The organism is Sphingomonas sediminicola (assembly GCF_049991885.1).
GTDB classification, from domain to species: Bacteria; Pseudomonadota; Alphaproteobacteria; order Sphingomonadales; family Sphingomonadaceae; genus Sphingomicrobium; species Sphingomicrobium sediminicola.
Window position 1 is genome coordinate 674,849 of the sequence record NZ_CP178916.1, and the last position, 24,488, is coordinate 699,336.

Consider the following 24,488-nt stretch of genomic DNA (forward strand, 5'->3'; position numbering starts at 1 on the left):
CACGGCGCATCTGTCTACTCCTTTGATATTCCTGGCTTGAGCGGGCCGGGTGTTTCATCCGGGGGATATCGCGCAGTGGGCGTGACCAGCATCTTCAAGTTCGCTTCGCGCGACATCGCCATCGATCTCGGCACCGCGAACACCGTCGTCTACGTGAAGGGCCGCGGGATCGTCATCAACGAGCCCTCTGTTGTCGCGATGGAATGGTTCAACGGCCTGCGTAAGGTGCGGGCCGTCGGCGACGATGCCAAGCTGATGATGGGCAAGACGCCAGAAGGCATCAAAACGATTCGTCCGTTGCGGGCAGGCGTGATCGCCGACCTCGAAGTCGCCGAGCAGATGATCAAGCATTTCATCAGCAAGGCGCAGGCCGGCGGAAGCCGCTTCACGAGCAGTCCGGAGGTCGTGATCTCCGTCCCGTCAGGCGCGACGTCCGTCGAGCGACGGGCGATTCGCGACGCAGTTTCCAATGCTGGAGCGGGCAAGGTCTCCCTGATCGACGAGCCGATGGCTGCCGCCATCGGCGCCGGCCTTCCGGTCCGCGACCCGATCGGATCGATGGTCGTCGACATCGGCGGTGGGACGACCGAGGTCGGCGTCATCTCGCTGCAAGGACTGGCTTATTGCGAGTCATCCCGAGTCGGCGGCGACAAGATGGACGAGGCCATCTCCTCCTATGTGCGACGCAACTACAATTTGCTGATCGGCGAAGGCACGGCCGAGCGGGTGAAGATGGAAATCGGCGCGGCCAAGAGGTCGCAGGAATCGGACAATGTCTCGACCTATGTGCGCGGGCGCGACGTTGCGCGTGGTGTGCCCAGCGAGATCATGCTGACCCAGGCGCAGGTCGCCGATGCGGTGGCGGAGCCGGTCGCCCGGATCGTCCATGTCGTCCGCTCGGCGCTCGAGCACACGCAGCCGGAAATCGCGGCCGACGTGATCGATGCCGGGATCACGATGACCGGGGGCGGCTCATTGCTCCGCGAGATCAGCACCGTTCTCGAATATGAGACCGGCCTGCCGGTGCGGGTTGCCGACTCACCCCTAGATTGCGTCGCCTTGGGCGCCGGCCAGACGCTTGAGGATCCGACGTATCGCGGAGCGCTTGTCGCGTTCTAGGCGGCGGGCGGCTCGATTCGCGAAGCCTTGAACTTGTCGGCTTCGGCGCAGGCCAGCGCGTCGGCGCGGTCGTTCTCTGAATGGCCGCTATGGCCTTTCACCCAATGCCATTCCACGCGGTGGCGAGCGGAGGCGTCGATCAATTCTTGCCAAAGCTCGGCATTCTTCACCGGCTTCTTGTCGGCAGTCTTCCAGCCATTACGCCGCCAGCCGTGGATCCACTTGGTGATGCCGTCGCGGACATAATTGCTGTCGGTGTGAAGCTGGACTCGGCACGGCCGCTTGAGCGCCTCCAGTGACTTGATCGCAGCAGTGAGCTCCATCCGATTGTTGGTCGTCAGCTGCTCGCCACCCGAAATCTCGCGCTCCTTCGTTCCATTGCGAAGGATCGCGCCCCAGCCTCCCGGCCCGGGGTTCCCGCGGCAAGCTCCATCCGTGAAGATTTCGACGAGCGGGAGCTCCGCCACTAGGTGACGAGCTCGCGCGGCAGCTTGAAGGTCATTCGCTCCGGCGTGTGGTCGGCGATTTCTTCCGTTACGTCGAAACGCTCGCGCAGCGCGTCGAACACCTCCCGGACCAGAAGCTCGGGTGCCGACGCACCCGCCGTGAGGCCGATGGTGGAGGGCTGACCGAGCCAATCCCAGTCGATGTCCGCTGCCCGTTCGATTAGCCGCGACGAGACGCCCATACGCTCGGCAACCTCGGCGAGGCGAAGTGAATTGCTGCTGTTGGGCGCTCCGATGACCAGAAGCCGCTCACATTCAGGCGCGATCGCCTTGACGGCCGCCTGTCGGTTCGAAGTGGCGTAGCAGATATCCTCGCTGCGGGGCGCGCGGATCTCCGGGAAACGAGCCTTGAGGGCGCCCACGACCGCCGCTGTGTCATCAACCGAAAGCGTGGTCTGGGTGAGGAAAGCCAGATTGCTGGGGGGAACTTCGACCGCCTCGGCATCCTCCACGGTCTCGACAAGGGTCATCGATCCGGCGGGAACCTGGCCGAACGTGCCGATCACTTCCGGATGGCCCGCGTGGCCGATGAAGAGGATGTGGCGCCCTTCCTCGATCAGGCGCTCGGCCTGGCGATGGACCTTCGACACGAGAGGGCAGGTGGCATCGACATAGGTCAGCCCGCGGCCCTGCGCCTCGGCTGGCACGGCCTTCGGGACCCCGTGGGCGGAGAAAACGACCGGGCGATCGTCCGGTACTTCGTCCAGCTCATCGACGAAGATGGCGCCCATTCCCTTCAGCCGTTCGACGACGAAGCGGTTGTGGACGATCTCGTGGCGCACGTAGACAGGTGCGCCGAAACGCTCGAGCGCGAGCTCGACGATCTGGATCGCACGATCGACGCCGGCACAGAATCCGCGCGGGGCCGCAATCAGGACGCGCAACGAAGGCTTGGGGTTAGGCTTAGGTTCAGGCATTGGCGGGCCATGTAAGCCATCGCTTGCAGCCTTTGAAGGCGCTTCCTATGAACTGCTGCGACTTGCCCAGGCCGACAAGGAACCCAATCCCAGTGAAGCTTCGTCTAATTCCGCTGATGATTCTCGCCCTCCTGCCGGCCTGTTCGCGCGAGGGTAACCCCGAGCAGGGCGGAATTTACGTCCGCCGAAGCGCTTGCCCGATCCCCGGTATTCCTGCCGGCACAGGCGATGTCACCATCTTCGATCCCGCGAACAGCATTACAGCGGACGCGATCGATGTGACGGCGACGATCACCAACCTTCGCGCCAACTGCCAGGAAGCAGGGGACCAAATCATCTCGACGGTCACCTTCGATGTGGTTGCTACGCGCCGCGATCCGACGGCCGCCCGTCAGGTTGTGCTTCCGTATTTCGATGTCGTCCTCCAGGCCGGCAATCAGGTCGTCGCCAAGCGCGTCGGTCGCGTCGGTCTCGACTTTGCGCCGGGTAGCCTGCGCGCACAGACCAATGGCCAGGCGACCGCACGAGTGAGCCGCTCTTCTGCGCAGCTTCCGGCCGACATCGAGAAGCAGCTTACCCGCCCGCGCAAGGCCGGCGATGCGTCTGCCGCAGTCGATCCGATGACCGATCCGGCCATTCGGTCGGCGGTCGCCAATGCGACGTTCGAGCATCTGGTCGGCTTCCAGCTGACCGAGCAGCAGCTCCGCTACAACGTCACCCGCTAGGGAGTCCGGCTGCCCGATTAGCGCGTTGACTTCGCGTGCGCGTGAAGCCAAGGCTCCGCCCGTCTCCGGTGGCTAGTTCGCCGGAAGGCCGCGCGGGAGAGTTCGTGATAGCCCTCAACGGGTTGTCGCGGCGCCGAAGGAGCAACCGCCCCCGGAATCTCTCAGGCAAAGGGACCGCGCGCGCCTGACAGTCTGGAAAGTGTCCGTCACGACGATGACGGACCACCGAAGGGGTAAGCCGGCCTCGGGCTGGTGAAAGCTCTCAGGTCGCGCGACAGACGGGGGCGACGGCGTCGGACGGGATCCACCCGTGCGGCTGTCGCAACCGGAGTGCGCGATGAGCGAAGTCGATCAAGAGCAACTTCAGAAGCTTCCGCTGGACGAATGGCATCGCGCTCAGGGGGGGCGCATGGTTCCCTTCGCCGGCTACGAAATGCCCGTCCAGTACGAGGGCATCATGGCCGAGCACCTGTGGGTGCGCGAGAACGCCGGCCTGTTCGATGTCAGCCACATGGGCCAGATCCTTTTCCATGGCAGCCAGGTCGACGCCGCGCTGGAGACGCTGCTTCCTGGCGAGCTGAAGCTGCTCGGCGACATGAAGCTGCGCTATTCCATGCTGCTGGCCGAAGACGGCACGATCATCGACGACCTGATGGCCACGCGCCGCGGAGAGGAATTCTACGTCGTCGTCAACGGAGCGACCAAGCACGGCGACCTCGAAATTTTCGAGAATCTCATGCCGCGCAGCACGGTCATGGACCATATGAAGGGACAGGCTTTGCTCGCCCTGCAAGGGCCGAAGGCAGTCGAAGTTCTTGAGGCCATCGCTCCTGGCGTCTCCGAGCTTGGCTTCATGCAGGGTGGGCCGTTCCGGGTGGTCGGCCACCAGGCATGGATCAGCCGCTCCGGCTATACCGGGGAAGACGGATTCGAGATTTCCATCCATTCGGCCGCGGCTCAGACCATCGCTGACTGGCTGGTGGGTGATGAGCGCGTGAAGCCGATCGGCCTCGGCGCGCGAGATTCGCTGCGGCTCGAAGCCGGACTTCCGCTTTACGGGCACGACATCGACCGGACGACGACCCCCGTGATGGCCGGACTGACATTCGCGATCGGCAAGCGTCGTCGGGCCGAGGGCGGGTTCCCCGGCTACAACCGGTTCCTCGCCGAAATGGAGAATGGGCCGGCCCAGAAGCGCGTCGGGTTCGAAATCGACGGTCGCCAGCCGGTTCGTGAAGGCGCGCTGGTGCTGGACGGCGAAGGCAATGAAATCGGCCGGATTACCAGCGGCGGTTTCTCACCCAGCCTGCAGCGGCCGATCGCCATGGGCTATGTCGCAAACCATCTTGCGGAAGTCGGCACGGCGCTAAAACTCGAACAGCGCGGAAAGCTGTTCGACGCACGCGTTGCGGCGCTTCCGTTCGTACCCCATCGATATCACCGCAAGGGAGCAAGTGCATGACGGTCTACTTCACCCGTGAGCATGAATGGATCCGCGTCGAAGGCGACAAAGCGACCGTCGGTATTTCCAACCACGCGCAGGAAGCGCTTGGCGACATTGTTTTCGCCGAAGTGCCCGAAACGGGCCGCAAGCTGAACAGGGGCCAGGAAGCAGCCGTCGTGGAGTCGGTGAAGGCAGCCTCAGATGTATATTCGCCGGTCGCGGGCGAGGTGACCGAGGGCAACCAGGCGGTTGCTGACGACCCGGCGCTGATCAACCGCGACCCGGAAGGCGAGGGCTGGTTCTTCAAGATCAAGCTCGACAATCCGGGCGAGGTCGAGGGCCTGATGGACGAGGCCTCATATCGGGAATGGGTGGCGACGCTCTGAGCGACGTCATCGCCTCGACGAGCCGCTGGGACGCGGCTGACTATGCCCGGGTCGGACGGTTCGTTTCCGATCTTGGAGAAGCCGCGCTCGATCTGCTTGATCCGAAGATGGGAGAGCGGATCCTCGATGTCGGCTGTGGCGATGGTGCACTGACCCACAAGATCGTCGAGCGCGGATCCGATGTCGTTGGTGTCGACAACTCGCCCGAGCTGGTCGCCGCGGCGCGGGCGATCGGGCTCGACGTGCTCGAGATGGACGCGGCCGATATGACGTTCGATGCCGAATTCGACGCGGCTTTCTCGAATGCAGCCCTTCACTGGATGCTCGACAAGGACCGAGTAGCCCACGCGACCATCCGCGCTCTCAAACCGGGTGGCCGATATGCCGGTGAGATGGGAGGCGACGGCAATCTCGCGAAGCTGCGGCAGACGCTCGACGCCGAGCTGGTCGCACGAGGCTATCCGCCCCCGCTGGAATCGTCGAACTGGTATCCCTCGGTCGAAGACTTCGCCGCTGTCTACGAGGCCGCTGGTTTCACCGAGCTCGATGCCCGCCTGATCGAACGTCCCACCCCCATGCCCAACGGTATCGGCCAGTGGGTCACCACCTTCCGCCGCGGCTGGCTCGACCGCGCCGGCGTGCCCGAAGACGAACGCGCCCAGATCGGCGAGGCCGTCGCCGAAGCCGTGGGCACCAACAATGCCGATTATGTCCGCCTTCGCTTCATCATGAGGAAGCCCAACTAGATGCGTTACTTGCCCCTGTCGGACGCCGACCGCAGCGCGATGCTGCAGACGATCGGCGCCACGACTGTCGATGACCTGTTCAAAGATGTGCCGGCCAACGCGCTGCTGTCCGGGCCGATTGCGGAGCTTCCGCCGCATGCCTCCGAACTGTCCGTTGAGCGCCAGCTTGGAGCCCTTGCCCGCAAGAATTTGGCGGCTAGCGAGGCGCCGTTTTTCCTCGGCTGCGGTGCCTACAAGCATCACATTCCGGCGAGCGTGGATCACATCATCCAGCGCGGTGAGTTCCTGACGGCTTACACGCCGTACCAGCCGGAAATCGCGCAGGGCACCCTCCAGGTCCTGTTCGAGTTCCAGACTCAGGTCGCGCGGCTGTTCGGCTGCGAAGTCGCGAACGCGTCGATGTACGACGGCTCGACCGCGATGTGGGAAGCGATCGTCATGGGCCACCGCATTACGCGGCGGAACAAGACGATCATCTCGTCGGGCGTGCACCCGCATTACGTCAGCGTCGCGATGACGATGGCGAAGTTCACCGAGGACCGGCTTGAGACCTCGCAGCCGGACCTGAGCGCTGAAACGGACGCGGAAAAGCTGATCGCCGCGATCGACGGCGAGACCAGCGCGATTGTCGTCCAGTATCCCGACATTCTCGGCCGTATCACCGATCTGACCCCGATTGCAGAGGCCGCTCACGCCAACGGGGCAATTCTGATCGCGGTTGTAACCGAACCGGTGGCGCTCGGCTTGATCAAGTCGCCGGGCGAAATGGGCGCGGACATTGTGGTGGGTGAGGGCCAATCGATCGGCGTCGGCCTTCAATTCGGCGGCCCGTATGTTGGGCTTTTCGCAACCCGTGAGAAATTTGTGCGGCAGATGCCGGGCCGCCTAGCGGGCGAGACCGTCGACGCGGGTGGCAAGCGCGGTTTCGTTCTGACGCTCTCGACCCGCGAACAGCACATCCGCCGTGAGAAGGCGACATCGAATATCTGCACGAACTCTGGTCTCTGCGCCTTGGCTTTCTCGGTGCACATGAGCCTGCTTGGCGAGAAGGGTTTGAGGCAGCTCGCTCAGCTGAATCACGCGCGCGCGTGCGAAGCTGCGGACCGGCTGTCGGCAATTCCGGGTGTGAAGCTGATCAACGACAGCTTCTTCAACGAATTCACGATCGAGCTTCCTGTCGAAGCCCGTCCAGTGGTCCGCGACCTTGCGGAGAAGGGCATTCTCGGCGGCGTGTCGCTCGGGCGGCTATATCCGGGCGCGAACGCGCTGCAGAACGGGCTGATCATCGCAGTGACCGAAACCGTGACCGACGAGGATATCGCGGCCCTGGAAGCGGGTCTGAAGGAGGTGTGCCAATGACCGTCAATCCTTCAGGCTGGCGGCCGTCCACTCCTGCGAACGAGCAGGGCGAGGCGCAGACGGTGACCGGTAACCGCGCGCTGATGCTCGAGGAGCCTCTGCTGTTCGAGATCGGGTCGACCGAGCAGACCGGCGTCGATTTCCCTGAGTTCAAATCGAATGCAGGCCGTCTCGGCGGGCTGGATCGGAATCGCGAGATCGGCCTTGCCGGTCTCAGCGAGCCGGAAGCAGTGCGTCATTACACGCGCCTTTCGCGGCAGAACTACGCAATCGACCTCGGGCTCTTCCCGCTCGGGTCGTGCACGATGAAACACAATCCGCGCCTCAACGAGAAAATCGCGCGGATGCCCGGCTTTGCCGACATCCATCCGCTTCAGCCGACCGACACGGTGCAAGGCGCGTTCGAGGTCATCGATCTCGTCGGCCGCTGGCTGACGACGCTGACCGGGATGCCGGCAGTCGCGATGAGCCCCAAGGCCGGTGCCCATGGCGAACTCTGCGGCTTGCTCTGCATTCGCGCTGCGCTCGAGGCCCGCGGCGACAAGCGGGAGGTCGTGCTGGTTCCGGAGAGTGCGCACGGCACCAACCCGGCGACCGCAGCCTTCGCCGGCTATCGCGTCGAGAACATCCCGGCGAACAAGGCCGGCCGCGTCGACCTTGAAGCGCTGAAAGCGCGGCTCGGGCCCGACGTCGCGGCGGTGATGATCACCAACCCGAACACCTGCGGCCTGTTCGAGCCGGACATGAAGGCGATCAGCGATGCCGTCCATGCGGCCGGCGCTCTCGTCTATTGCGACGGCGCGAATTTCAACGCGATCGTCGGAAAGGTCCGTCCGGGCGACCTCGGCGTCGACGCGATGCACATCAACCTGCACAAGACTTTCTCGACGCCGCACGGCGGCGGCGGTCCGGGTGCGGGGCCGGTCGTGCTCAGCGCGGCGCTTGCACCGTTCGCGCCGCTTCCGTTCGTCGAGAAGCAGGGCGACCGCTTCGTTCTCGTAGAGGAGGAGACGGCGGGCGAGCATCACTCGAAGAGCTTCGGCCGGATGGTCGCGTTCCATGGCCAGATGGGCATGTTCACGCGCGCTGCGTCCTACATGCTTAGCCACGGTTCGGATGGACTTCGCCGCGTCGCGGAGGATGCGGTCCTTAACGCCAACTACATTCTCCGCTCGCTCGAGGACGTGCTCGAAGCGCCGTTCGGGGCAAGCGGACCGTGCATGCACGAAGCACTTTTCTCGGACCGTGGATTCGGGGAGGGCCTCAGCACGATCGATGTGGCTAAGGCGCTGATCGACGAAGGCTTCCACCCGATGACCATGTACTTTCCGCTGGTCGTTCACGGCGCGATGCTGGTCGAGCCGACCGAGACGGAGTCCAAGGCGAGCCTCGACCAGTTCATCTTTGCCCTGCGCTCGATCGCTGGGCGGGCGAAGTCGGGTGATCAGGCTCTCAAAGCCGCTCCGGTCCATGCGCCGCGCCGCCGTCTCGACGAGACGCTCGCAGCCCGGAAGCCTGTGCTGGTCTACAAGGATCCGGAGCCGGCCCAGGCGGCGGAGTAAATGAACGAGCGCCGCTTCTACGAGGGACCGCCGGCAGAGGACGCTCGCCGGTCGGCTCCCGCGGCGCTCCGCAACCGCGAGCCGATCGCGGAAGTGCTCGCCGACTGGCTTCCTGAAGGCGGCACCGTTCTCGAGGTTGCAAGCGGAACGGGCGAGCATGCGGCCTGGTTTGCCGAGCAGTTTCCGAAGCTCGATTGGCAACCGAGCGACATGCACCCGGACGCGCTCGCTTCGATCGAAGCGTGGAGAGCGGCTTCAGGTGCGTCCAACATCAAGCCTCCTATTGCCCTGGACGCGAGCGCGGGCGCCTGGCCGATCGAACGGGCGGATGCGGTCCTCAACATCAACATGGCGCACATCAGCCCGTGGGCGGCGTCGCTTGGACTGATTGTCGGGGCTGCGCGCATCCTGCCCGAAGGCGGTCCGCTCATCCTCTACGGTCCGTGGCTCAAGGACGACCTCGAGACGGCGCCGTCGAATCTTGCTTTCGATGCAGACCTAAAGGCTCGCGATCCGAAGTGGGGCTTGCGGCGGGTGGAGGATTTCGAGGCCGCCGCCGCCTCTCACCGGTTCCAGCTCGTGGAGTGGCGCCGGATGCCCGCGAACAACTTGATGCTGCTCTTTCGGCTGACTGGCAGCCAACGCACTTAAGCAAAGCTTTACCGTGGTCGTTTATCTGAACGGACATGGACGAAAGAAATTGCCAGAACCGCCGCTCGCGTCGCTCGCAGGTTTTGCTCGTAGCCAAGCTCGAGCACGGCGGCACTTCGCAGGCCGTGAAGCTGCGCAATCTCTCGGCTGAAGGCGCGCTTGTCGAAAGCGAGAAGCTGCCGATCGAAGGCACGTCGGTGCATTTCGTCCGCAATGAGTTGAACGCGCAGGGCCGGGTGGTGTGGGTCAACGGCCACTACGCCGGCATTGCATTCGATTCGAAGCTGGAGCCGAGCGAAGTACTTCGCCACGTTCCGGTGCCGCGTCCCAAGCTCCAGCCACGCTACTGGCGACCCGGTTTCACCGCTCGCGAAATGACGTCGGAGCAGCAGAGATTGGCGGAAAGCTGGGTCTGGAGTCCGTCGGCCAGCCGACCGGGCGAATAAGATCAGTTCTTGGAACGCAGCAGCTCGCGCTGCTCCCTCAACCAGTCGACAAGTTCCTGAAGCGCCAGCAGGCGCTGGAAAGTGATGCCGTAGGCATTGCCTTCGCGCCAACGGACGACCGCCGCCTTTGAAGGCAGGCCAGGAAGAGTGACGAGTACCTCGGCTCCAACATCGAGGTCTCGGTTCGATTCGACCTTGATTCCGCCCTGCGAAATGTCGTGGGCGCGCATGCCGTAGACGTTCGATCCCTGGCGGATCGAGGCGATGCACCGAACCTCGACTCGCGGCATGCGAGGGCGGGGCCCTTCCATCGAGCTTGCGAGCAATTCCACGACATCGATCGGCTGCTCAAATTCCACCCCGGCGGAATCCTCGCGGACCCAGCTAATCATTCCGGGTATCTGTTCGCCTCTCTTGAGCTCGACCGAGACGCGCGTGCCCTCTTCCAGCTTGCAATAGGGCCGGATCATCATCCCGCCGGCTGAGATGTTCTTGATGAGACAGAGCTCGCGCCTGTCGCCGATCATGACCGAGCCAACCCTGAACAGAGTCAGGTAGCGCTCGCCATCCCGCCGTTCGGCAGGATTCGGTGTACGATCGGACAGCGAATAAAGCGTCGTCTCAACCGGTTGTTCTTCCACCAACGTCTCCGGCTTCCGGTCGCTCATATCTTCAGGCGTAACTGCTTACGCTTACCAGATCGTTGACCCTCGCTCCGCAATGGCGAATTTGTTCTCTCAATCCTGTCCTTCCGCAGCTTGTCGCCTGAAGAAGCTGCGCGGAGGCAGGAACAGTTTCCTGAAAGAGATCGAGATCGTTCGGCCAAGCGGATCCAGCAGGTCGGACTGGTAATTGAACGGCACCTCTCCGGCGGCGCCGCGAACGCGCGGCCTCGAATTGAAAATGTTGTTCACCTCGAAACGAAGCGACGTTCCTCGAAGCACCGGATATTTCGACACGAGATCGAAGCGCTCGCCGAGATTGGCGAAGAGCCTGAGGTCGAAAGTGGCCAGAGGCGAGAAGCGAAGGTCGTCGCCAGTGCTGCTGTCGACGCGCGTTCCACTGCGCCAGTTGGCGGAGACGCGGGCGCCGAGGCCGTTGTTGAAATAACCCCCTTGCGCCTCGACCTGGTGGCGAGGGCGCCCGCCGGTCGAACCCAAGGCATCACCGTGGAGATAGTCGAGCTTCGGCACGCCCTGCCGGATCGTTACCTCGTCGATGAGATTGACGGTGTGTGTCAGCGAGAACTGAAGCCGGCCGCCTTGGCGTCCGCCGCCGAACCGTCCGCCGAATCCCCCGCCGGGACCGAATCCGCCGCCGCCGGGGCCGCCCGAGGACGGACCGGCGCCTTCCGGCGGTGGGCCACCCTCTGGCGGTGGTCCGTCGGGCGGCGGGGCTCCCCGAGGCGTATTGGCGGCTTGGCCGGCATCGGCCGCTCTGCGAGCGCGGAAGCGGTCGATTGCGGCTTGCGAAGGCCGCGCCGACGTTAGCGGCATCGAGAAATCAAAGCCCCAGCGCAGTGTGTCGCGCCGTGCCTCGTCATAGTTCACCGGCCGGAAGTCGACGCTGACAAGCTGGCCGGACAAATCCCGGACGAAGCGTTCGGGGAAGGCGGCTTCGAGCGCTTCGCTAACGCCGGGAAATGTGGAAACCGGGCGGTCCAGGCGCGAGCGGACGTACTCGGCTCGAAGCCCGAGGTCCGTCTTTTCCAGCGGCTTCCAGTTGCCACCGATCTTCAGAACGTTGCGCTTGTCGGCGAGAAGGTCCGGATTTCCGCCAGTGATCGCGTTGACGAGCACCGTTTCCCCGGTCGTAAAATCAAACACGCGCGTTTCGGGGGTCTCCAGGATCGGGTCGCCAAGCTGCTGAACGGTCGGCGCGCCTTCTTCACGGGTCCAGCTCGCGAGGAAGCTGAGGCGATCGACGGGCGACCAGTTCACGCCGGCTCCGATCGTCGTCAGCGTTCCGAAGTCGGAAAGCTGCTCGATCTCGGCATTGGCGTTGAGCGTAAGATTGCCTAGCGCGCTGAAATCCCGATTGCGGCGCGAGATCGGAAGGTCGAAATTCGCGCTCGCGCTTCCGCGGGTGCGGCTCAGATCATTGTCGGAGAAGCCGCCTGCATTCCGCCGCTCGCTGTCCAAGTGGAGCGTGCTGGCCCCGATGCGGACAGTCATGCTGGCGTCACCGGCGGGCACGGCGAACATAGGGCCGTTGGCGGTGAGATCGACGTCGCCCGAAATCGTCACGCTTTCTGAACGATCGCGTTCGGTCTCGTCCTTGCGGTCGCTTCGCGTGAGGGAGCGGCCGACGTCGCCGTTGCCCGTCGCCGACCAACGCCATTTTCCCTTGTTACCGTTGAGGGCCAAGCCGAGGTGCGCGCTGTCGGTGCTCGTGTTGCGGACCAACGGGTCAATCGCGAAGTCGGATAATCCGAACAGGGATCGTCCCTGGTTGTGCTCGACTTCCGCGTTCAGCGTTGCACCAACGTCGTTCCAGATTGTCCGGTTGAGCGTGGCGGCACCGCGCAGGAGTTGCTTCGAGCCGATGAGGGTTCTTGCCGATCGCTCGTCAGGAGAGGATGTATCCTCAAGGCGGATGTCTCTCTCATTTTCTGTAAGCGGCGAATTGGCTTCGCCCCGCACGTTGAATGTCGTCCGGCCGTTCCTCTGGATTCGAAGCTGGGTCAGTTCCCCGGTTCCGCCCAGATAGCCACCCTCGGTCGCGGTATTGCCTTCCAGGCGCGCAACGGTGGAACGGAAGCGTTCCCGAAGGACGATGTTCACGACCCGCTGATCGGCGCGATATCCGTACTTTAACGCGACTTCTTCAGGCAGGATCTCGACCCGCTCGATGGCTTCGGTTGGGATGTCCCGCATTTCCCGGAAACTGGAAACGCGCTGCCCGTTTAGGAGCAGGATGGGGCGCTCGCCGCCGCGACCGCGAGCGCTTCCAATCTGTGGGGCGAGCGCATCGAGAAGCTCGTTGATATCGGTCGCGCCCGTCGCCCGCACGTCGCGGCCACCGAGCACATTCTCCGGAGGGATGTCGCCGACGACGCTGCCGCGGCGGATGCCGGTGACGACGATCGCGTCGCCTTCCTCGCCGTAAATGTCTTCTTCGGTTGCTGGCGCTTGCTGAGCGGCCGTCGCCGGGGCTTGGGCTTCCGCCGCTGTTGTGGTGACAGGGACGTCGGTCGCCGTGGCGGCCTGCGCGTATGCAGGTGTGGAAAGGGCCAACGCGATCGCGGTGGCGGTCCAGGTTCCAACGGGAACTAACGGATTACTATAATCTCGCATGCATCGTCCGGTTGACGGTCGAGGCTGAACGTCTCCTGACCTGACCTCTTCCTTCGGCAAACGGGCGGGCTCATCCGACGTACGGCCTGCAAGGCCAAGGAACCGTTCTCGAGCAGTTTCATGCCGGGAACATATCATCGAAGCTTTGGTGGTCCCACCTAACCAAGGTTGAGAATTCACCACTTTGCTCGCTCCGCCGAGAGAAATGCCCCCGGATGAGCGCCCAAATCCGGCTGGAAAGCTCCGACCGGCTTCGTCGGGGGCTTGACAAACAGGGTGTGGCGCAATGAAAAGTGAACGTTCTCAATTTCGGTGGGAAGGGAGACCGCGCCGATTCTTGAGGGGGGAGATATATCGATGCGTCGAACTGCCACTCGCTCGCCTTTGCACTTCTTCGTTGGCGTTTCTGCAATGGCGATTGCCGCGGTTCCCGGAACCGCTTTCGCCCAGGATACGGCACCAGCAGCCGGCCGGCCCGAAAGCTCGGAAGTGCCCCCGCCTCCGGCGGCCGCCTCGACCGCCGAGCCCGAGAGCGAAGCGATCGTCGTTACCGGCATCCGCGCCAGCTTGAGGGCATCGATGGACATCAAGCGTGATTCCATCGGCGTCGTCGACGCGATCTCCGCCGAGGACATCGGCAAGTTCCCCGACACGAACCTTGCAGAATCGCTTCAGCGCATCACCGGCGTGTCGATCCAGCGCGACAACGGCGAAGGATCGTTCGTGACGGTTCGCGGCTTTGGCCCTGAATTCAATATGGTCACGCTCAACGGCCGGCAGATGCCGACGTCGAGCCTTGGCGACGGTGCCAGCCCGCCTTCGTCACGTTCTTTCGATTTCGCCAACCTTGCCTCGGAAGGGATCGCGGCCGTCGAAGTCTACAAGACCGGCCGAGCATCGGTCGCGTCGGGCGGCATCGGATCGACCATCAACATTCGGACGCCGCGCCCGCTCGATCGGCCGGGATTCCGCGGCAGTATCGCAGCCAAGGGCGTCCTCGATTCCTCGCGGAACGACGGCAACCCGATCACACCAGAGATTTCCGGAATCATCAGCGACACGTTCGCCGACAACAGGATCGGAATTCTCGTCACCGGCGCCTACCAGAAGCGCAAGGCGAGCGTGAACCAGGCCAATGTCGGTTGGCGCGACGGCTATCTTGGTTCGGAAAACAATTGGGGTTCGCTCGCGCAGGTGGGCGATCCACGGTACGTCAATATTACCAACCGCCCGGGACCGAACGACGTCTACGAAGTTCCGCAGAACGCGTCGTACGATCTCAACGATATCGACCGCGAGCGGATCAACGGCCAGCTCGTGCTCCAATTCAAGCCGACGGACTCGCTTTCTGGAGCAATCGACTACACCTATTCACAGAACACGGTTGAAGTTCGGAACAGCAACGTCGGCGTGTGGTTCAACCACGGCGACACGTCGAGCGAGTGGACCGACGGCCCCGTTGCCGGACCGGTGTTCTACACTGAGCGTTTCACTGCGCCCGATCCGGGTTGCGTTGCGCCTTCCGGCACCTGCAATATCGGTAAGGACCTGTCCTACAGCGGCGCGCTGACCGCCAATCGCAGCATCAACAAGTCGCTTGGCGCGAACCTTTCCTGGAAAGGGCTCGGCGGCCTGACCCTTACCGTCGACGCTCACCATTCGACGGCCGAATCCAAGCCGAGCAACAAGTATGGCAGCAGCGTGGCCGTCGGTAACGCGATCTTCGGGGTCGCAAATCAGACAATCAATTTCGACAACGATTTGCCGGTCATCTCGTACAATATGGCGCCGGGCATCGATCCGCTTAATGCGTCGCTGATCACGCCGACCGGCAATGCGTTCCGCAACGCATACTTCAAGGACAGGATAAACCAGGGGCAGCTGATCGGCCGTTACGACTTCGACAATAGCGTCGTCGACAGTCTCGATTTCGGCGTGTCCTACATCGATAACAAGATTCGTTCCGCCTACGGGTTTATTCAGAACGATACGTGGGGCGGGGCCGGACCGGCATCCGACATCCCGGACGACATCTTCCAACTCCAAAGCTTGCCGGATCGCTTCGACGGTGTCTCGGGTGCCGACGACCCGAGCATGATCCAGAGCTTCTACACCTTCGACTTCGAACGCATGGTAGACCTCATCCAGGACCTGTACGGCACGTGCAGCAACCCGCTGACGGGAAGCTCGCAAGCGAACAGTTGCCTTGCCCAATTCACTGTCGACCGCCGGACGAAAGAGCGGACCTTCGCGCCGTACCTTCAGATCAACAGCCAGTTTGATCTGCTCGATCACCCGGCACACCTTGTCGCGGGCATGCGCTACGAGAAGACAAAGGTCACCTCGTCGGCGCTCGTCCCGGTGCCGTCCGGCACGCGCTGGGTCGCGGACAATGAGTTCGGGATTATTTATTCGGGCGACAGCGACTTCACGACGTTCAAGGGCAGCTACAGCAATTGGTTGCCGTCGATCGATTTCGACATGTCGCCGATGAGAGACGTGAAGCTGCGCGCCTCTTACAGTCACACGATCACGCGCGCCGACTACGCGAGCCTGCAGGGCGGCCGCACGCTCGACTCCCTGTTCCGGGTTGGCGGCGGCACGGGCAGCCAGGGCAATCCCGGCCTGCTTCCGTATTTGTCGAAGAACTTCGACCTGTCGGCGGAGTGGTATTACGGGCCGGCGAGCTACGTTTCGGTCGGCTATTTCCACAAGAGCGTCAGCAACTTCCTGTCGACGACGCAGATAAGCTCCGACGCATTCGGTCTGCGAACGCCAATCGGCGGACCGCGTTATGAGGCTGCGATCGCGGCGCTGGGCCCGAATGCCAGCGCGACCGACATCAGGCAGTATATTGCGACCAATTACCCGGGCACGGTCCAGATTCAGCCCAACGGACAGATCTTCGTGCTGTCACTGCCGGAGGACCCGCTCCTCAACTTCCAGATCACGACGCCGTTCAACAGCGACCAGAAGGCACGGCTCTACGGGTTCGAGTTCGCCGTACAGCACAACTTTTGGGACACCGGCTTCGGCACGATCCTGAACTACACGATCGTCCGGGGCGACGCGGAGTACGACAATTCGCTTCCCTGGAACGTGTCGCAATTCGCGTTGACCGGGCTGAGCGACAGCGCGAACGCGGTATTGTTCTACGACAAGAACGGAATTCAGGCCCGCGTGGCCTACAACTGGCGTGACCAGTATCTCGCCGGAACGGGGCCGAACCCATATTACATCGAGGCCTATGGGCAGGTGGACGCCAGCGCGAGCTGGGAGTTCCGGAAGGGGTTCCAAGTCTTCGGCGAGGTGATCAACCTGACTGGCGAAAGCCGGCGGGGGCACCGCCGGTCGGACCGCAACGTGACCTTCGCGTCGCCGGGTTATGCAAGGTACGCGGCAGGCTTTAGGTTCACCTTCTGAACCTGACACGGCAGCGGTAGCGACCTTGCGGTCGAACCGACCGCCTGCAAGGATGGACCGGCCTCGGACTTGCGAGGCCGGGAAAGCTGGCCCAGCGACTGGATTGGAAGCTTGAGGACCTCAGTTGCCAGGATCGTTGTCGTCGGCGGCGGAACCGCCGGTTGGCTCGCAGCGTGCAGGCTCGCCGCGGCGTCCAATCCGGCCGCGGAGCACCCGGTCGAGGTTACCCTCATCGAATCTCCCGATATCCCGACGATCGGGGTCGGCGAAGGGACTTGGCCGACAATCCGCAAGACGCTCGAGCGCATCGGCATTTCGGAGAGCGACTTTCTCGTCAGCTGCGATGCCTCCTTCAAGCAAGGGTCGCGCTTCGACGGCTGGGCGACGGGTGAGGCGGGGGACGGCTATTATCACCCCTTCGTCCCGCCGATCGGCGGCGATCCGCGGGAGATGATCGCTGCATGGCGTGCTTCCGGCATGTCGTTCGCCGAGGCCGTCTGCGCTCAACCCAAAGTCTGCGCTCTGGATCTCGCGCCGCGGCAAAAGGCGATGCCCGATTATGCTGGCGCCTTGAACTACGCCTACCATCTCGACGCGGCGAAGCTCGCCGCACTGCTGACCCGACACGCCACGCAGCGCCTTGGAGTCAGGCACGTTCGCGATCACGTTACCGCCGTAACGATGGCCGACAATGGAGACATCGCCTCGGTCACCGCGCGTGCCAATGGCGAGATCCAGGGTGATCTGTTCCTCGATTGCACGGGACACGCCGCTCTCCTGATCGGCGGACAGTATGGTGTTCCGTTTGTCGACCGGTCGGCCCAACTCTTCAACGATCGCGCGCTCGCCGTTCAGGTGCCGGTCGATGCGGAAAGCGCCATCGCTTCCCAGACTATCGGGACCGCGCACAGAGCGGGTTGGATGTGGGACATCGGCTTGCCGACCCGGCGCGGCGTGGGATGCGTCTATTCCTCCGCCCACTTGAGTGACGAGGAGGCGTCCGACGAGTTGGAGGCCTACCTCCGCCGAACGGCGCCGGAGGTTGCAGTTGCGGACCTTTCGCCGCGAAGGCTTACGTTCCGTTCCGGACATCGCGAAATTTTCTGGTCCCACAATTGCGTGGCGATCGGTTTGTCGGCCGGCTTCCTAGAGCCGCTGGAAGCGTCCGCGATTGTCTCGATCGAGCTGTCGCTTGATGCTCTGATCGACTACTTTCCGGCCTCTCGCGACGCGATGGAATTGCACGCGAGCAGGTTCAACCGACTTTTCTCGTATCGGTGGGACAGGGTCATCGACTTCCTGAAACTTCACTATGCGATCAGCCGGCGCGACGAGCCATACTGGAAGGAGCATCGGGAACCCGGTGCGACGCCGGATCGCCTGCGCGACCTGCTGCGGATCTGGAGGGACCAGCCGCCGTCCAGCTTCGACTTTCCTGAAGTCGACGAAGTATTCCCTGCCGCGAGCTATCAGTATGTCCTGTACGGCATGGGATTTTCCGCGCCTCGACAAGGCGCGCTCGGGCAAGCCCCCGCGGACCAAGCTGCGGCGGTACGGCAGGTTCGCGAACGCGCCAGGGCACTTGCTTCCGCGCTTCCAACCAATCGCGAATATCTGAACGCGCTTCGGTCCACAGCCGCGCTACCGATCGCAGAGGGGATCTCGGTTCAATGAGTTCGCACGAGATCCTCACTGCGGAAGCGCATCGCGACCTTCGCATTCGCACCGACCGGGGCGCGGAGCTTGGGGACGCGGTGATGTCCTGCGTCGTCGTTCCGAATGAATTCAGGCGGGTCCAGAACGAATATCCGATCCTTTTCCGGCTCAATCCTGAACGCGATAGCTTCACGGCGCTTGCGATCTTCGGATTTGAGGCAGGCGAGAACCTGTTTCTCGAGAACGGGGGATGGGACGCTCGCTATCGGCCTTTGGCGATGGACATTCAGCCGTTCCTGATCGGGGGCACGCCCGACGCGGACGGTGAAAAGCAGGTCCACGTCGATGTTTCGAGCAGCCGGATCGGCAAGGGTGAGGGCATCCGCGTGTTCGATGAGCACGGCAGTCCGACGCCGTTCCTCGAGACGATTGCGGAGCAGCTTGGTGAGCTCGATGCCGGGTATCGGTCGTCAGCGGATTTCTTTGCTGCATTGCGCAGGCACGACTTGCTCGAACCCATGTCCCTCGAGGTCACGCTCGACGATGGTTCGACGCATCGACTGGTCGAGTTTCACGTGATCAATGAGGGGCGGCTGGCCTCGCTCGACGAAGCATCGCTCGGCGAACTTCATTCGGACGGTCACTTGTTGCCGATCTTCATGGCGGTCGCATCGCTCGGCAATCTCACCGCGCTGATCGCGCGCAAGAACCAGCGGCTTCGGAATGGCTGAGGCGGATCCCGCATCGGTCGGCAAGCTGCGGCCCGTTGCGGAGGCGAAGGCCGCAACAACCGCCGAGCTCGACGCGCTGCTTCGGGAGAACAAGCAGCCGTTCGTGGTGCGTGGACTGGTTTCCGATTGGCCTTTGGTTGAGGCGGGACGCCGCTCGGGCCGTGAAGCCCGTGATTATCTGCTCCGCTTTCGGCGAAACGCGTTGTTCACGGCATCGATCGGGCAGGCGGGCGCGGGCGAACGCCTGTTCTACGACGAAGCCATGCAGATGAATTTCCGCACGGTGCGAGCGAAGCTTCCGGATTTGTTCGCGGCGATCGAAGCGGTTGAGTCGGACGCGAACGCGCCTGCGGTCTACCTCGCGTCGATCGACGTTCACGATTTCTTCGATGGCCTTCACGAGGCCAACCATGTCGACCTCGGCGACCGCTCATGCCTGGCCAGCATCTGGATGGGGACGAGAACGCGCATAGCGGCGCACAACGACTTTCCGGACAATCTGGCCTGTGTTGCAGTCGGACGCCGGCGGTTCACGCTCTTTCCGCCGGATCAGTTCAGGAACCTCTATCTCGGCCCGATCGACAACACGCCCGCAGGTCGAGCCGTCAGCATGGTCGATCTGCACGCGCCCGATTTCGCGGCGCATCCGCGTTTCCGTGAGGCGCTTCATCACGCCATGGTTGCCGATTTGGAGCCAGGCGACGCGATCCACATTCCATCGATGTGGTATCACCATGTCGAGGGCCTCGATCCCTTCAACGTGCTGGTGAATTACTGGTGGCGCGACACGCCGCGTTGGCTGGGCCAGCCGCAGGACGCGCTAAATCTTGCGATCATGGCGATCCGCGACCTGCCAGAGGATGAGAAGGCGCATTGGCGCGATCTCTTCGAGTATTACGTGTTCAGCAATGGCGACGAGGTCGTAGCGCATATCCCGGAAGAAGCGCGCAGCGTCCTTGCGCCGCTCACTCCGGAAAGCGCAGCGCGCATTCGCGCCTACCTCTTGCGGCAACTCAGCAGATGAACGGCGAAAAGCGGATGCGGCGGATCGTGATCGCGGGCGGCGGGACCGCAGGGTGGATGGCCGCGGCAGCAATCGCACGCACTCTCGGCAGGACCGTCGATGTGACCCTGGTTGAGTCCGATGCAATCGGAACGATTGGCGTGGGCGAATCCACCATTCCTCCGCTCGTCACATACAATCGCCTTCTCAACATCAATGAGGCCGAGTTCATGCGCGCCACGCAGGCGACATTTAAACTCGGCATCATGTTCGATAATTGGAAGGAGCAGGGTCACAACTACTTCCACTCATTTGGGCTGACCGGAAAGGATCATTGGTCCGCCGGCTTCTGGCATTTCTGGCTGTACGGACGCGAGAAGGGTCACGAGCAATCTTACGACGATTATTGCCTGGAGCTGATCGCGGCCCGCGAAGGCAAATTCGCGCACCTGCCCGACGACCGCATGAACTATGCGTACCAGCTCGACTCCGGGCTCTACGCGAAATTCCTGCGCGGCATGGCCGAGGGGGATGGGACCAGACGCGTCGAGGGCAAGATCTCAACCGTCAATCTTGACGGGGAGACGGGCGAGATTGCCGCACTCGTTCTTGACAGCGGTGAGCGGATCGAGGGCGATCTCTTTCTCGACTGCACCGGATTTCGCGCAGTCCTGATCGGTCAGACGCTCGGCGTCGGACATGAGGACTGGACGCACTGGTTGCCGTGCGATTCTGCGATTGCGCTACAGACCGAAAGCGTCGGTCCTGCAGTGCCTTACACGCGGGCGATAGCCCACGATGCCGGCTGGCAATGGCGAATCCCGCTTCAAAGTCGTGTGGGCAACGGCATCGTCTACTGCAGCCGCTATCTCGATCAGGACACCGCGATGGAGCGGCTCCTCGGCAACATCGAAGGGGAGGTCCTGACCAAGCCCAATATCCTGCGCTTCGGCGCGGGCATGCGGAAGAAGCAATGGCATCGCAATTGCGTCGCGATCGGCTTGTCCGGCGGGTTCATGGAGCCGCTGGAATCGACCAGCATCCATCTGATCCAGAGGGCAGTGCTGCGGCTTATCCGAATGCTCCCGCTCGGCAAGACCAGCGAACGGGACGTCGCGGAGTTCAACGATCAGCAGATCACCGACATGCTTCAGATCCGCGACTTCCTGATCCTGCATTACAAGGCGACCGAACGAACCGACAGCGAGTTCTGGCGCTACTGCAAATCGATGCCGATCCCGGACACGCTGGAGCAGAAGATCGAGCTGTTCCGTGAAGCCGGGCTGGTGTTCCGGAAGAACGAAGAACTGTTCGTGGAAAACAGCTGGGTGCAGGTGATGATGGGGCAGGGCATCATGCCGCAGACCCATCATCCGATCGCCGAGAAACTGACCAACGAAGAGCTCGCGCGTTTTCTTGCAACGATCCGAGACACGGTCGCGAAGACCGTAAAGTCGCTGCCCGAACATGCGGCTTATGTGTCGCGCTATTGCGGGATCGCCCGCGCGGCAGCGGCCTGAGGCGGGGGAGGGCAGCCGCCATTTCCGTAATCCAACGAAATCCAGGCGCGCGTCCGCGTCCCGTCACGATCAAGGACGTGGCGGCCGAGGCGGACGTGTCGCTTCAAACTGTGTCGCGTGTCATCAACGACGGTCCGAATGTCCGGCCGGCGATCAAGGAACGCGTTCTCAAGGCGATCGAGAAGCTCGGATATGTGCCGAGCCTCGCCGCTCGACGCATGGCGGGGAAGAAGTCGTACCTTCTGCTGGCGCTGAACGACCGCGACCGTACAATCGAGGACTGGCGGTCTGGCGATGGCACAGACTGGGTCGATCAGATGCTGCTTGGCGGAATGCTTAAATGCGCGGAGCATGGCTATCGGATGATCTTCGAGCTGGTCGACACGCACAGCTCGAACGTCGAGCGCGAACTGACCTCGGCCCTGGGGGCGCTACATCCCGACGGGGTCATCTTGACGCCGCCGCACGGCGACAATCCGACCATCACCAATCTGCTCAACGAACGCCGAATTCCGTTCGCGCGGATCGGTTCGACCAGAAAAGGCGCGGGTTTCGGAATTGCGATGGATGATGCAACGGCCGCCGCTGCTGCGACCGCGGAGCTCGCCCGTCTCGGTCATCGCCGAATTGGCTTCATCACCGGCAGCCTCGAATATGCGCTGAGCACCGATCGCCGCGAGGGCTACCAGCGTGCCGTCCGCGCTGCCGGAATCGAAGATGATCCGCGACTGATTGCGCAGGGCGATTTCACCTTCGAGTCCGGCGAGGCCGCGACACGAGAACTGCTTTCACTTCCGAACCCGCCGACCGCGATCCTGGCGAGCAGCGGCCATATGTCGCTGGCCGCGCTCGAAGTCGCGAAGTCGATGGGTTTCAGGGTTCCCGACGATCTTTCGATCATCAGCTTCGACGATACGCCGATCGTCAAGTTCAGCGCGCCTCCGCTGACCGCCATCCGGCAGCCGATTGCAGAGATGACGGCCCGCGCAGCCGAGCTGCTGATCAAGGTCAACATCGGGGAGCCAGGGCCGACCAAAACCCAAATCGTGCCCTTCTCGTTGATCGTTCGTAGTTCCACTGGACCGCTAAAAGGTTAGACAATCGGCCTTGATGGCTGACTCGCGCCGGCGCTTTCTCATCCTTTTCGGACTTGCGAACGCGGGCGGCGTCGTTGCCTACGCGCCGCTCCTTACGCTTCTTCTGCCAGACAAGATCTCGGGGCTCGCGGGTGATGCGAAGATCGAATGGCTTGGCGCCATCACCCTTTTCGGAGCGATCGCCGCGAGCGTCGGGAATATCGCATTCGGTTGGGCGAGCGACGTTGTCGGCAGCCGCCGCGGCTGGGCGGGGGCGGGGCTTGTCCTCACCCTCGGCAGTTACCTGCTGCTCCATTTCGCGCAATCTGAAGCTGCGATCATTGCGGCGATCATTGCCTATCAGCTCGTACTGAACATGCTCCTTTCGCCGCTGACCGCATGGGCCGCGGACACGGTGCCTGACAGTGAGAAGGGTTTGCTTGGCGGACTGCTCGCCGCAGGCCCACCCATTGGCGCTGTGGCGGGCGTCCTCGTAACGCTGCCGGGCGTGTCGTCGCAAAGCCTGCAGCTTGGCCTGGTCTGCATTCTGATCCTGGGCCTGGTGATGCCGCTCCTTTTCGTGCGGGCGCCATCCGAGCTCAAAACAATCCCGAACCAGCCGCGGCGGACTGGCAAGCTTCGGATCGATTTCGGCTTGCTCTGGCTGGCGCGATTGCTGGTGCAAATCGCTGGGGCCATGCTGTTCGCATTCCTGCTCTATTATTTCCAAAGTCTCGCCGTTCCGGAGACGCAGGCGCAGGTTGCGCTGATCAGCGCGGTCACCCTCGCTTGCGCTTTTCCAATCACCCTGGCGTTCGGCCGGTTGTCGGACCGTCTTGGGCCGCGAAAGCCGTTCCTGATCGCCGCGGCCCTCGTAGCGGCCGTCGGCCTTGGATTGATGGCGATGGACGGCGGAACGACCCAATCGATCATCGGATACGGAACGTTCGGCTGCGCGACCGCGGTCTACCTGTCCCTGCATTCGGCCTATTCGATGCAGCTGCTTCCCTCGCCGGGCCGGAGAGGCCGCGACATGGGCATCCTCAACCTGACGAACACGCTGCCGTCTATCATTGCGCCGCTGCTGGCGATCTGGCTGGTGCCGGGACGCGGCTTCAGCCTCCTACTGACGGTCCTCGCAGGAATGCTGGTGCTGTCCGGCCTTTGCGTGGCGCTCGTCCGCACCGACCAACAATCGGCCTGATCAGGACGTCAGGCGGCGGGTCGCGCCTTACGTTCTGACTCCGCCTCGTCGTCGGGACCGTGGATGTTCATGAGCGAGTTTATCAAGCCCTCGTCCGCACTCGAGCAGACACCGAGAACGACTGCTTCCTCACAATCCTCGCCCGCCACGTACGCGTGGCCCATGTTGGAATCGATGTAGATTCCCTCGCCGGCCTTCAGCGCGACCGGATCGTAGAATTCCGTATGTACGATGATGCTGCCCTCAAGCACATGAATGTATTCCTCGCCCGAGTGCCGGACGAGATCGCCGAACTCGTTGAGGGACTTGGCCGCGATCCGGGTCACGATCGGGATCATGCGCTTCCGCCGAAGCTCCGGGCACAGATAGTAATAGTCGTAGTTCGGCGTCGTCACGCGGACAGCGTCATCGATCCGGCCAATACTCCGGCGAGCGGTGATGCTTTCAACCTGCGGGTCCACCTCGGCAAAAAGGTCGGACATTCGGATCTTGAGTCGAGCGCTCATCTGCTGGAGCTTGTCGTAAGTCAGCGTGAGCCGACCGTTCTCGACCTTCGATAGGGTCGAGACCGGAATCCCACTCTGCTCGCTCATCTCCTTGAGCGTCCAGCCCTTTCTCGCCCGCAGGTCGCGGATGATCTGGCCAAGCGTCGGCCCGCTCACAGCGCTTGCCGCCGCGCGTTTGACAATTTTCCAATCAGGCTCATTATGTCCTCATC

The 24,488-nt window shown here is 63.0% G+C and carries 21 protein-coding genes and 2 riboswitches; of the genes, 16 read left to right on the plus strand and 5 right to left on the minus strand.

Features of this window, described 5'->3' with window-relative positions; all coding sequences use genetic code 11:
• Positions 1 to 75: 75 nt before the first annotated feature.
• Complete coding sequence (locus tag ACMC5O_RS03600) at positions 76 to 1,119, plus strand: rod shape-determining protein (RefSeq protein ID WP_281389361.1); 1,044 nt, start codon at positions 76 to 78, stop codon at positions 1,117 to 1,119.
• On the opposite strand, the gene rnhA is transcribed toward ACMC5O_RS03600, so the two are convergent.
• Together rnhA and ispH are read right to left on the minus strand one after the other, a co-directional pair.
• A complete protein-coding gene (gene rnhA / locus ACMC5O_RS03605) occupies positions 1,116 to 1,586 on the minus strand; it encodes a ribonuclease HI (protein ID WP_426693271.1) in 471 nt (156 codons plus the stop codon). The genes ACMC5O_RS03600 and rnhA overlap by 4 nt on opposite strands.
• A complete protein-coding gene (gene ispH / locus ACMC5O_RS03610) occupies positions 1,586 to 2,542 on the minus strand; it encodes a 4-hydroxy-3-methylbut-2-enyl diphosphate reductase (RefSeq protein ID WP_426693272.1) in 957 nt (318 codons plus the stop codon). The genes rnhA and ispH overlap by 1 nt, the downstream gene beginning before the upstream one ends.
• Before the next feature lie 92 nt (positions 2,543 to 2,634).
• On the opposite strand from ispH, the gene ACMC5O_RS03615 reads away from it, so the two are divergent.
• The 8 genes from ACMC5O_RS03615 to ACMC5O_RS03650 all read left to right on the plus strand — a co-directional run bounded on the left by ACMC5O_RS03615 (position 2,635) and on the right by ACMC5O_RS03650 (position 9,861).
• Positions 2,635 to 3,267, plus strand: coding sequence for a hypothetical protein (locus ACMC5O_RS03615; RefSeq protein ID WP_343070168.1), 633 nt, complete (start codon positions 2,635 to 2,637; stop codon positions 3,265 to 3,267).
• A gap of 83 nt (positions 3,268 to 3,350) precedes the next feature.
• Positions 3,351 to 3,454: riboswitch (glycine riboswitch) on the plus strand.
• 1 nt (position 3,455) lies between these two features.
• Positions 3,456 to 3,549: riboswitch (glycine riboswitch) on the plus strand.
• Positions 3,550 to 3,604: 55 nt separating this feature from the next.
• Positions 3,605 to 4,729: a glycine cleavage system aminomethyltransferase GcvT gene (gcvT, locus tag ACMC5O_RS03620; RefSeq protein WP_426693273.1), complete on the plus strand. Its 1,125-nt coding sequence runs from the start codon at positions 3,605 to 3,607 to the stop codon at positions 4,727 to 4,729.
• Positions 4,726 to 5,097 carry a glycine cleavage system protein GcvH gene (gcvH, locus tag ACMC5O_RS03625; protein ID WP_426693274.1) on the plus strand — a complete coding sequence of 124 codons (372 nt, stop codon included), beginning with the start codon at positions 4,726 to 4,728 and terminating at the stop codon, positions 5,095 to 5,097. The genes gcvT and gcvH overlap by 4 nt, the downstream gene beginning before the upstream one ends.
• Positions 5,079 to 5,843, plus strand: a complete 765-nt coding sequence (locus ACMC5O_RS03630) for a class I SAM-dependent methyltransferase (RefSeq protein WP_187707674.1) — start codon at positions 5,079 to 5,081, stop codon at positions 5,841 to 5,843. The genes gcvH and ACMC5O_RS03630 overlap by 19 nt, the downstream gene beginning before the upstream one ends.
• Positions 5,844 to 7,202: an aminomethyl-transferring glycine dehydrogenase subunit GcvPA gene (gcvPA, locus tag ACMC5O_RS03635; protein ID WP_187707673.1), complete on the plus strand. Its 1,359-nt coding sequence runs from the start codon at positions 5,844 to 5,846 to the stop codon at positions 7,200 to 7,202.
• On the plus strand, positions 7,199 to 8,764 hold the full coding sequence (gene gcvPB / locus ACMC5O_RS03640) for an aminomethyl-transferring glycine dehydrogenase subunit GcvPB (protein ID WP_426693275.1): 1,566 nt from the start codon (positions 7,199 to 7,201) through the stop codon (positions 8,762 to 8,764). The genes gcvPA and gcvPB overlap by 4 nt, the downstream gene beginning before the upstream one ends.
• Complete coding sequence (locus tag ACMC5O_RS03645; protein WP_187707672.1) at positions 8,765 to 9,415, plus strand: DUF938 domain-containing protein; 651 nt, start codon at positions 8,765 to 8,767, stop codon at positions 9,413 to 9,415.
• Between the two features lie 35 nt (positions 9,416 to 9,450).
• Positions 9,451 to 9,861 carry a PilZ domain-containing protein gene (locus tag ACMC5O_RS03650; protein ID WP_187707671.1) on the plus strand — a complete coding sequence of 137 codons (411 nt, stop codon included), beginning with the start codon at positions 9,451 to 9,453 and terminating at the stop codon, positions 9,859 to 9,861.
• Between the two features lie 2 nt (positions 9,862 to 9,863).
• Here ACMC5O_RS03650 and ACMC5O_RS03655 read toward each other — a convergent pair whose 3' ends face one another.
• Together ACMC5O_RS03655 and ACMC5O_RS03660 are read right to left on the minus strand one after the other, a co-directional pair.
• Positions 9,864 to 10,529: a PilZ domain-containing protein gene (locus tag ACMC5O_RS03655; protein WP_187707670.1), complete on the minus strand. Its 666-nt coding sequence runs from the start codon at positions 10,527 to 10,529 to the stop codon at positions 9,864 to 9,866.
• A gap of 69 nt (positions 10,530 to 10,598) precedes the next feature.
• Entirely contained in the window at positions 10,599 to 13,097 is a 2,499-nt protein-coding gene (locus ACMC5O_RS03660) for a TonB-dependent receptor (protein WP_426693276.1), read from the minus strand.
• Positions 13,098 to 13,514: 417 nt separating this feature from the next.
• Here ACMC5O_RS03660 and ACMC5O_RS03665 point away from each other — a divergent pair, with 417 nt between their 5' ends.
• From ACMC5O_RS03665 to ACMC5O_RS03695, 7 genes are all read left to right on the plus strand, one after another.
• Positions 13,515 to 16,580, plus strand: a complete 3,066-nt coding sequence (locus tag ACMC5O_RS03665; RefSeq protein ID WP_426693277.1) for a TonB-dependent receptor — start codon at positions 13,515 to 13,517, stop codon at positions 16,578 to 16,580.
• A gap of 111 nt (positions 16,581 to 16,691) precedes the next feature.
• Entirely contained in the window at positions 16,692 to 18,254 is a 1,563-nt protein-coding gene (locus ACMC5O_RS03670) for a tryptophan halogenase family protein (protein ID WP_426693278.1), read from the plus strand.
• Positions 18,251 to 18,967, plus strand: a complete 717-nt coding sequence (locus tag ACMC5O_RS03675) for a SapC family protein (RefSeq protein WP_187707664.1) — start codon at positions 18,251 to 18,253, stop codon at positions 18,965 to 18,967. Before ACMC5O_RS03670 ends, ACMC5O_RS03675 begins: the two co-directional genes overlap by 4 nt.
• The gene (locus ACMC5O_RS03680; RefSeq protein ID WP_187707663.1) at positions 18,960 to 19,991 is read left to right on the plus strand and encodes a cupin-like domain-containing protein; all 1,032 of its coding nucleotides are present in this window, start codon (positions 18,960 to 18,962) and stop codon (positions 19,989 to 19,991) included. The genes ACMC5O_RS03675 and ACMC5O_RS03680 overlap by 8 nt, the downstream gene beginning before the upstream one ends.
• Positions 19,988 to 21,490, plus strand: coding sequence for a tryptophan halogenase family protein (locus ACMC5O_RS03685; protein WP_426693279.1), 1,503 nt, complete (start codon positions 19,988 to 19,990; stop codon positions 21,488 to 21,490). The genes ACMC5O_RS03680 and ACMC5O_RS03685 overlap by 4 nt, the downstream gene beginning before the upstream one ends.
• Positions 21,491 to 21,519: 29 nt before the next feature.
• Positions 21,520 to 22,587 (plus strand): LacI family DNA-binding transcriptional regulator, encoded by a 1,068-nt coding sequence (locus tag ACMC5O_RS03690; protein WP_187709914.1) that lies wholly within the window; start codon positions 21,520 to 21,522, stop codon positions 22,585 to 22,587.
• 13 nt (positions 22,588 to 22,600) lie between these two features.
• Positions 22,601 to 23,770, plus strand: coding sequence for an MFS transporter (locus ACMC5O_RS03695; RefSeq protein ID WP_187707662.1), 1,170 nt, complete (start codon positions 22,601 to 22,603; stop codon positions 23,768 to 23,770).
• 8 nt (positions 23,771 to 23,778) lie between these two features.
• Here the strand turns inward: ACMC5O_RS03695 and ACMC5O_RS03700 are convergent, their stop codons facing one another.
• Positions 23,779 to 24,432: a helix-turn-helix domain-containing protein gene (locus ACMC5O_RS03700; RefSeq protein WP_425506876.1), complete on the minus strand. Its 654-nt coding sequence runs from the start codon at positions 24,430 to 24,432 to the stop codon at positions 23,779 to 23,781.
• Positions 24,433 to 24,488 lie beyond the last annotated feature (56 nt).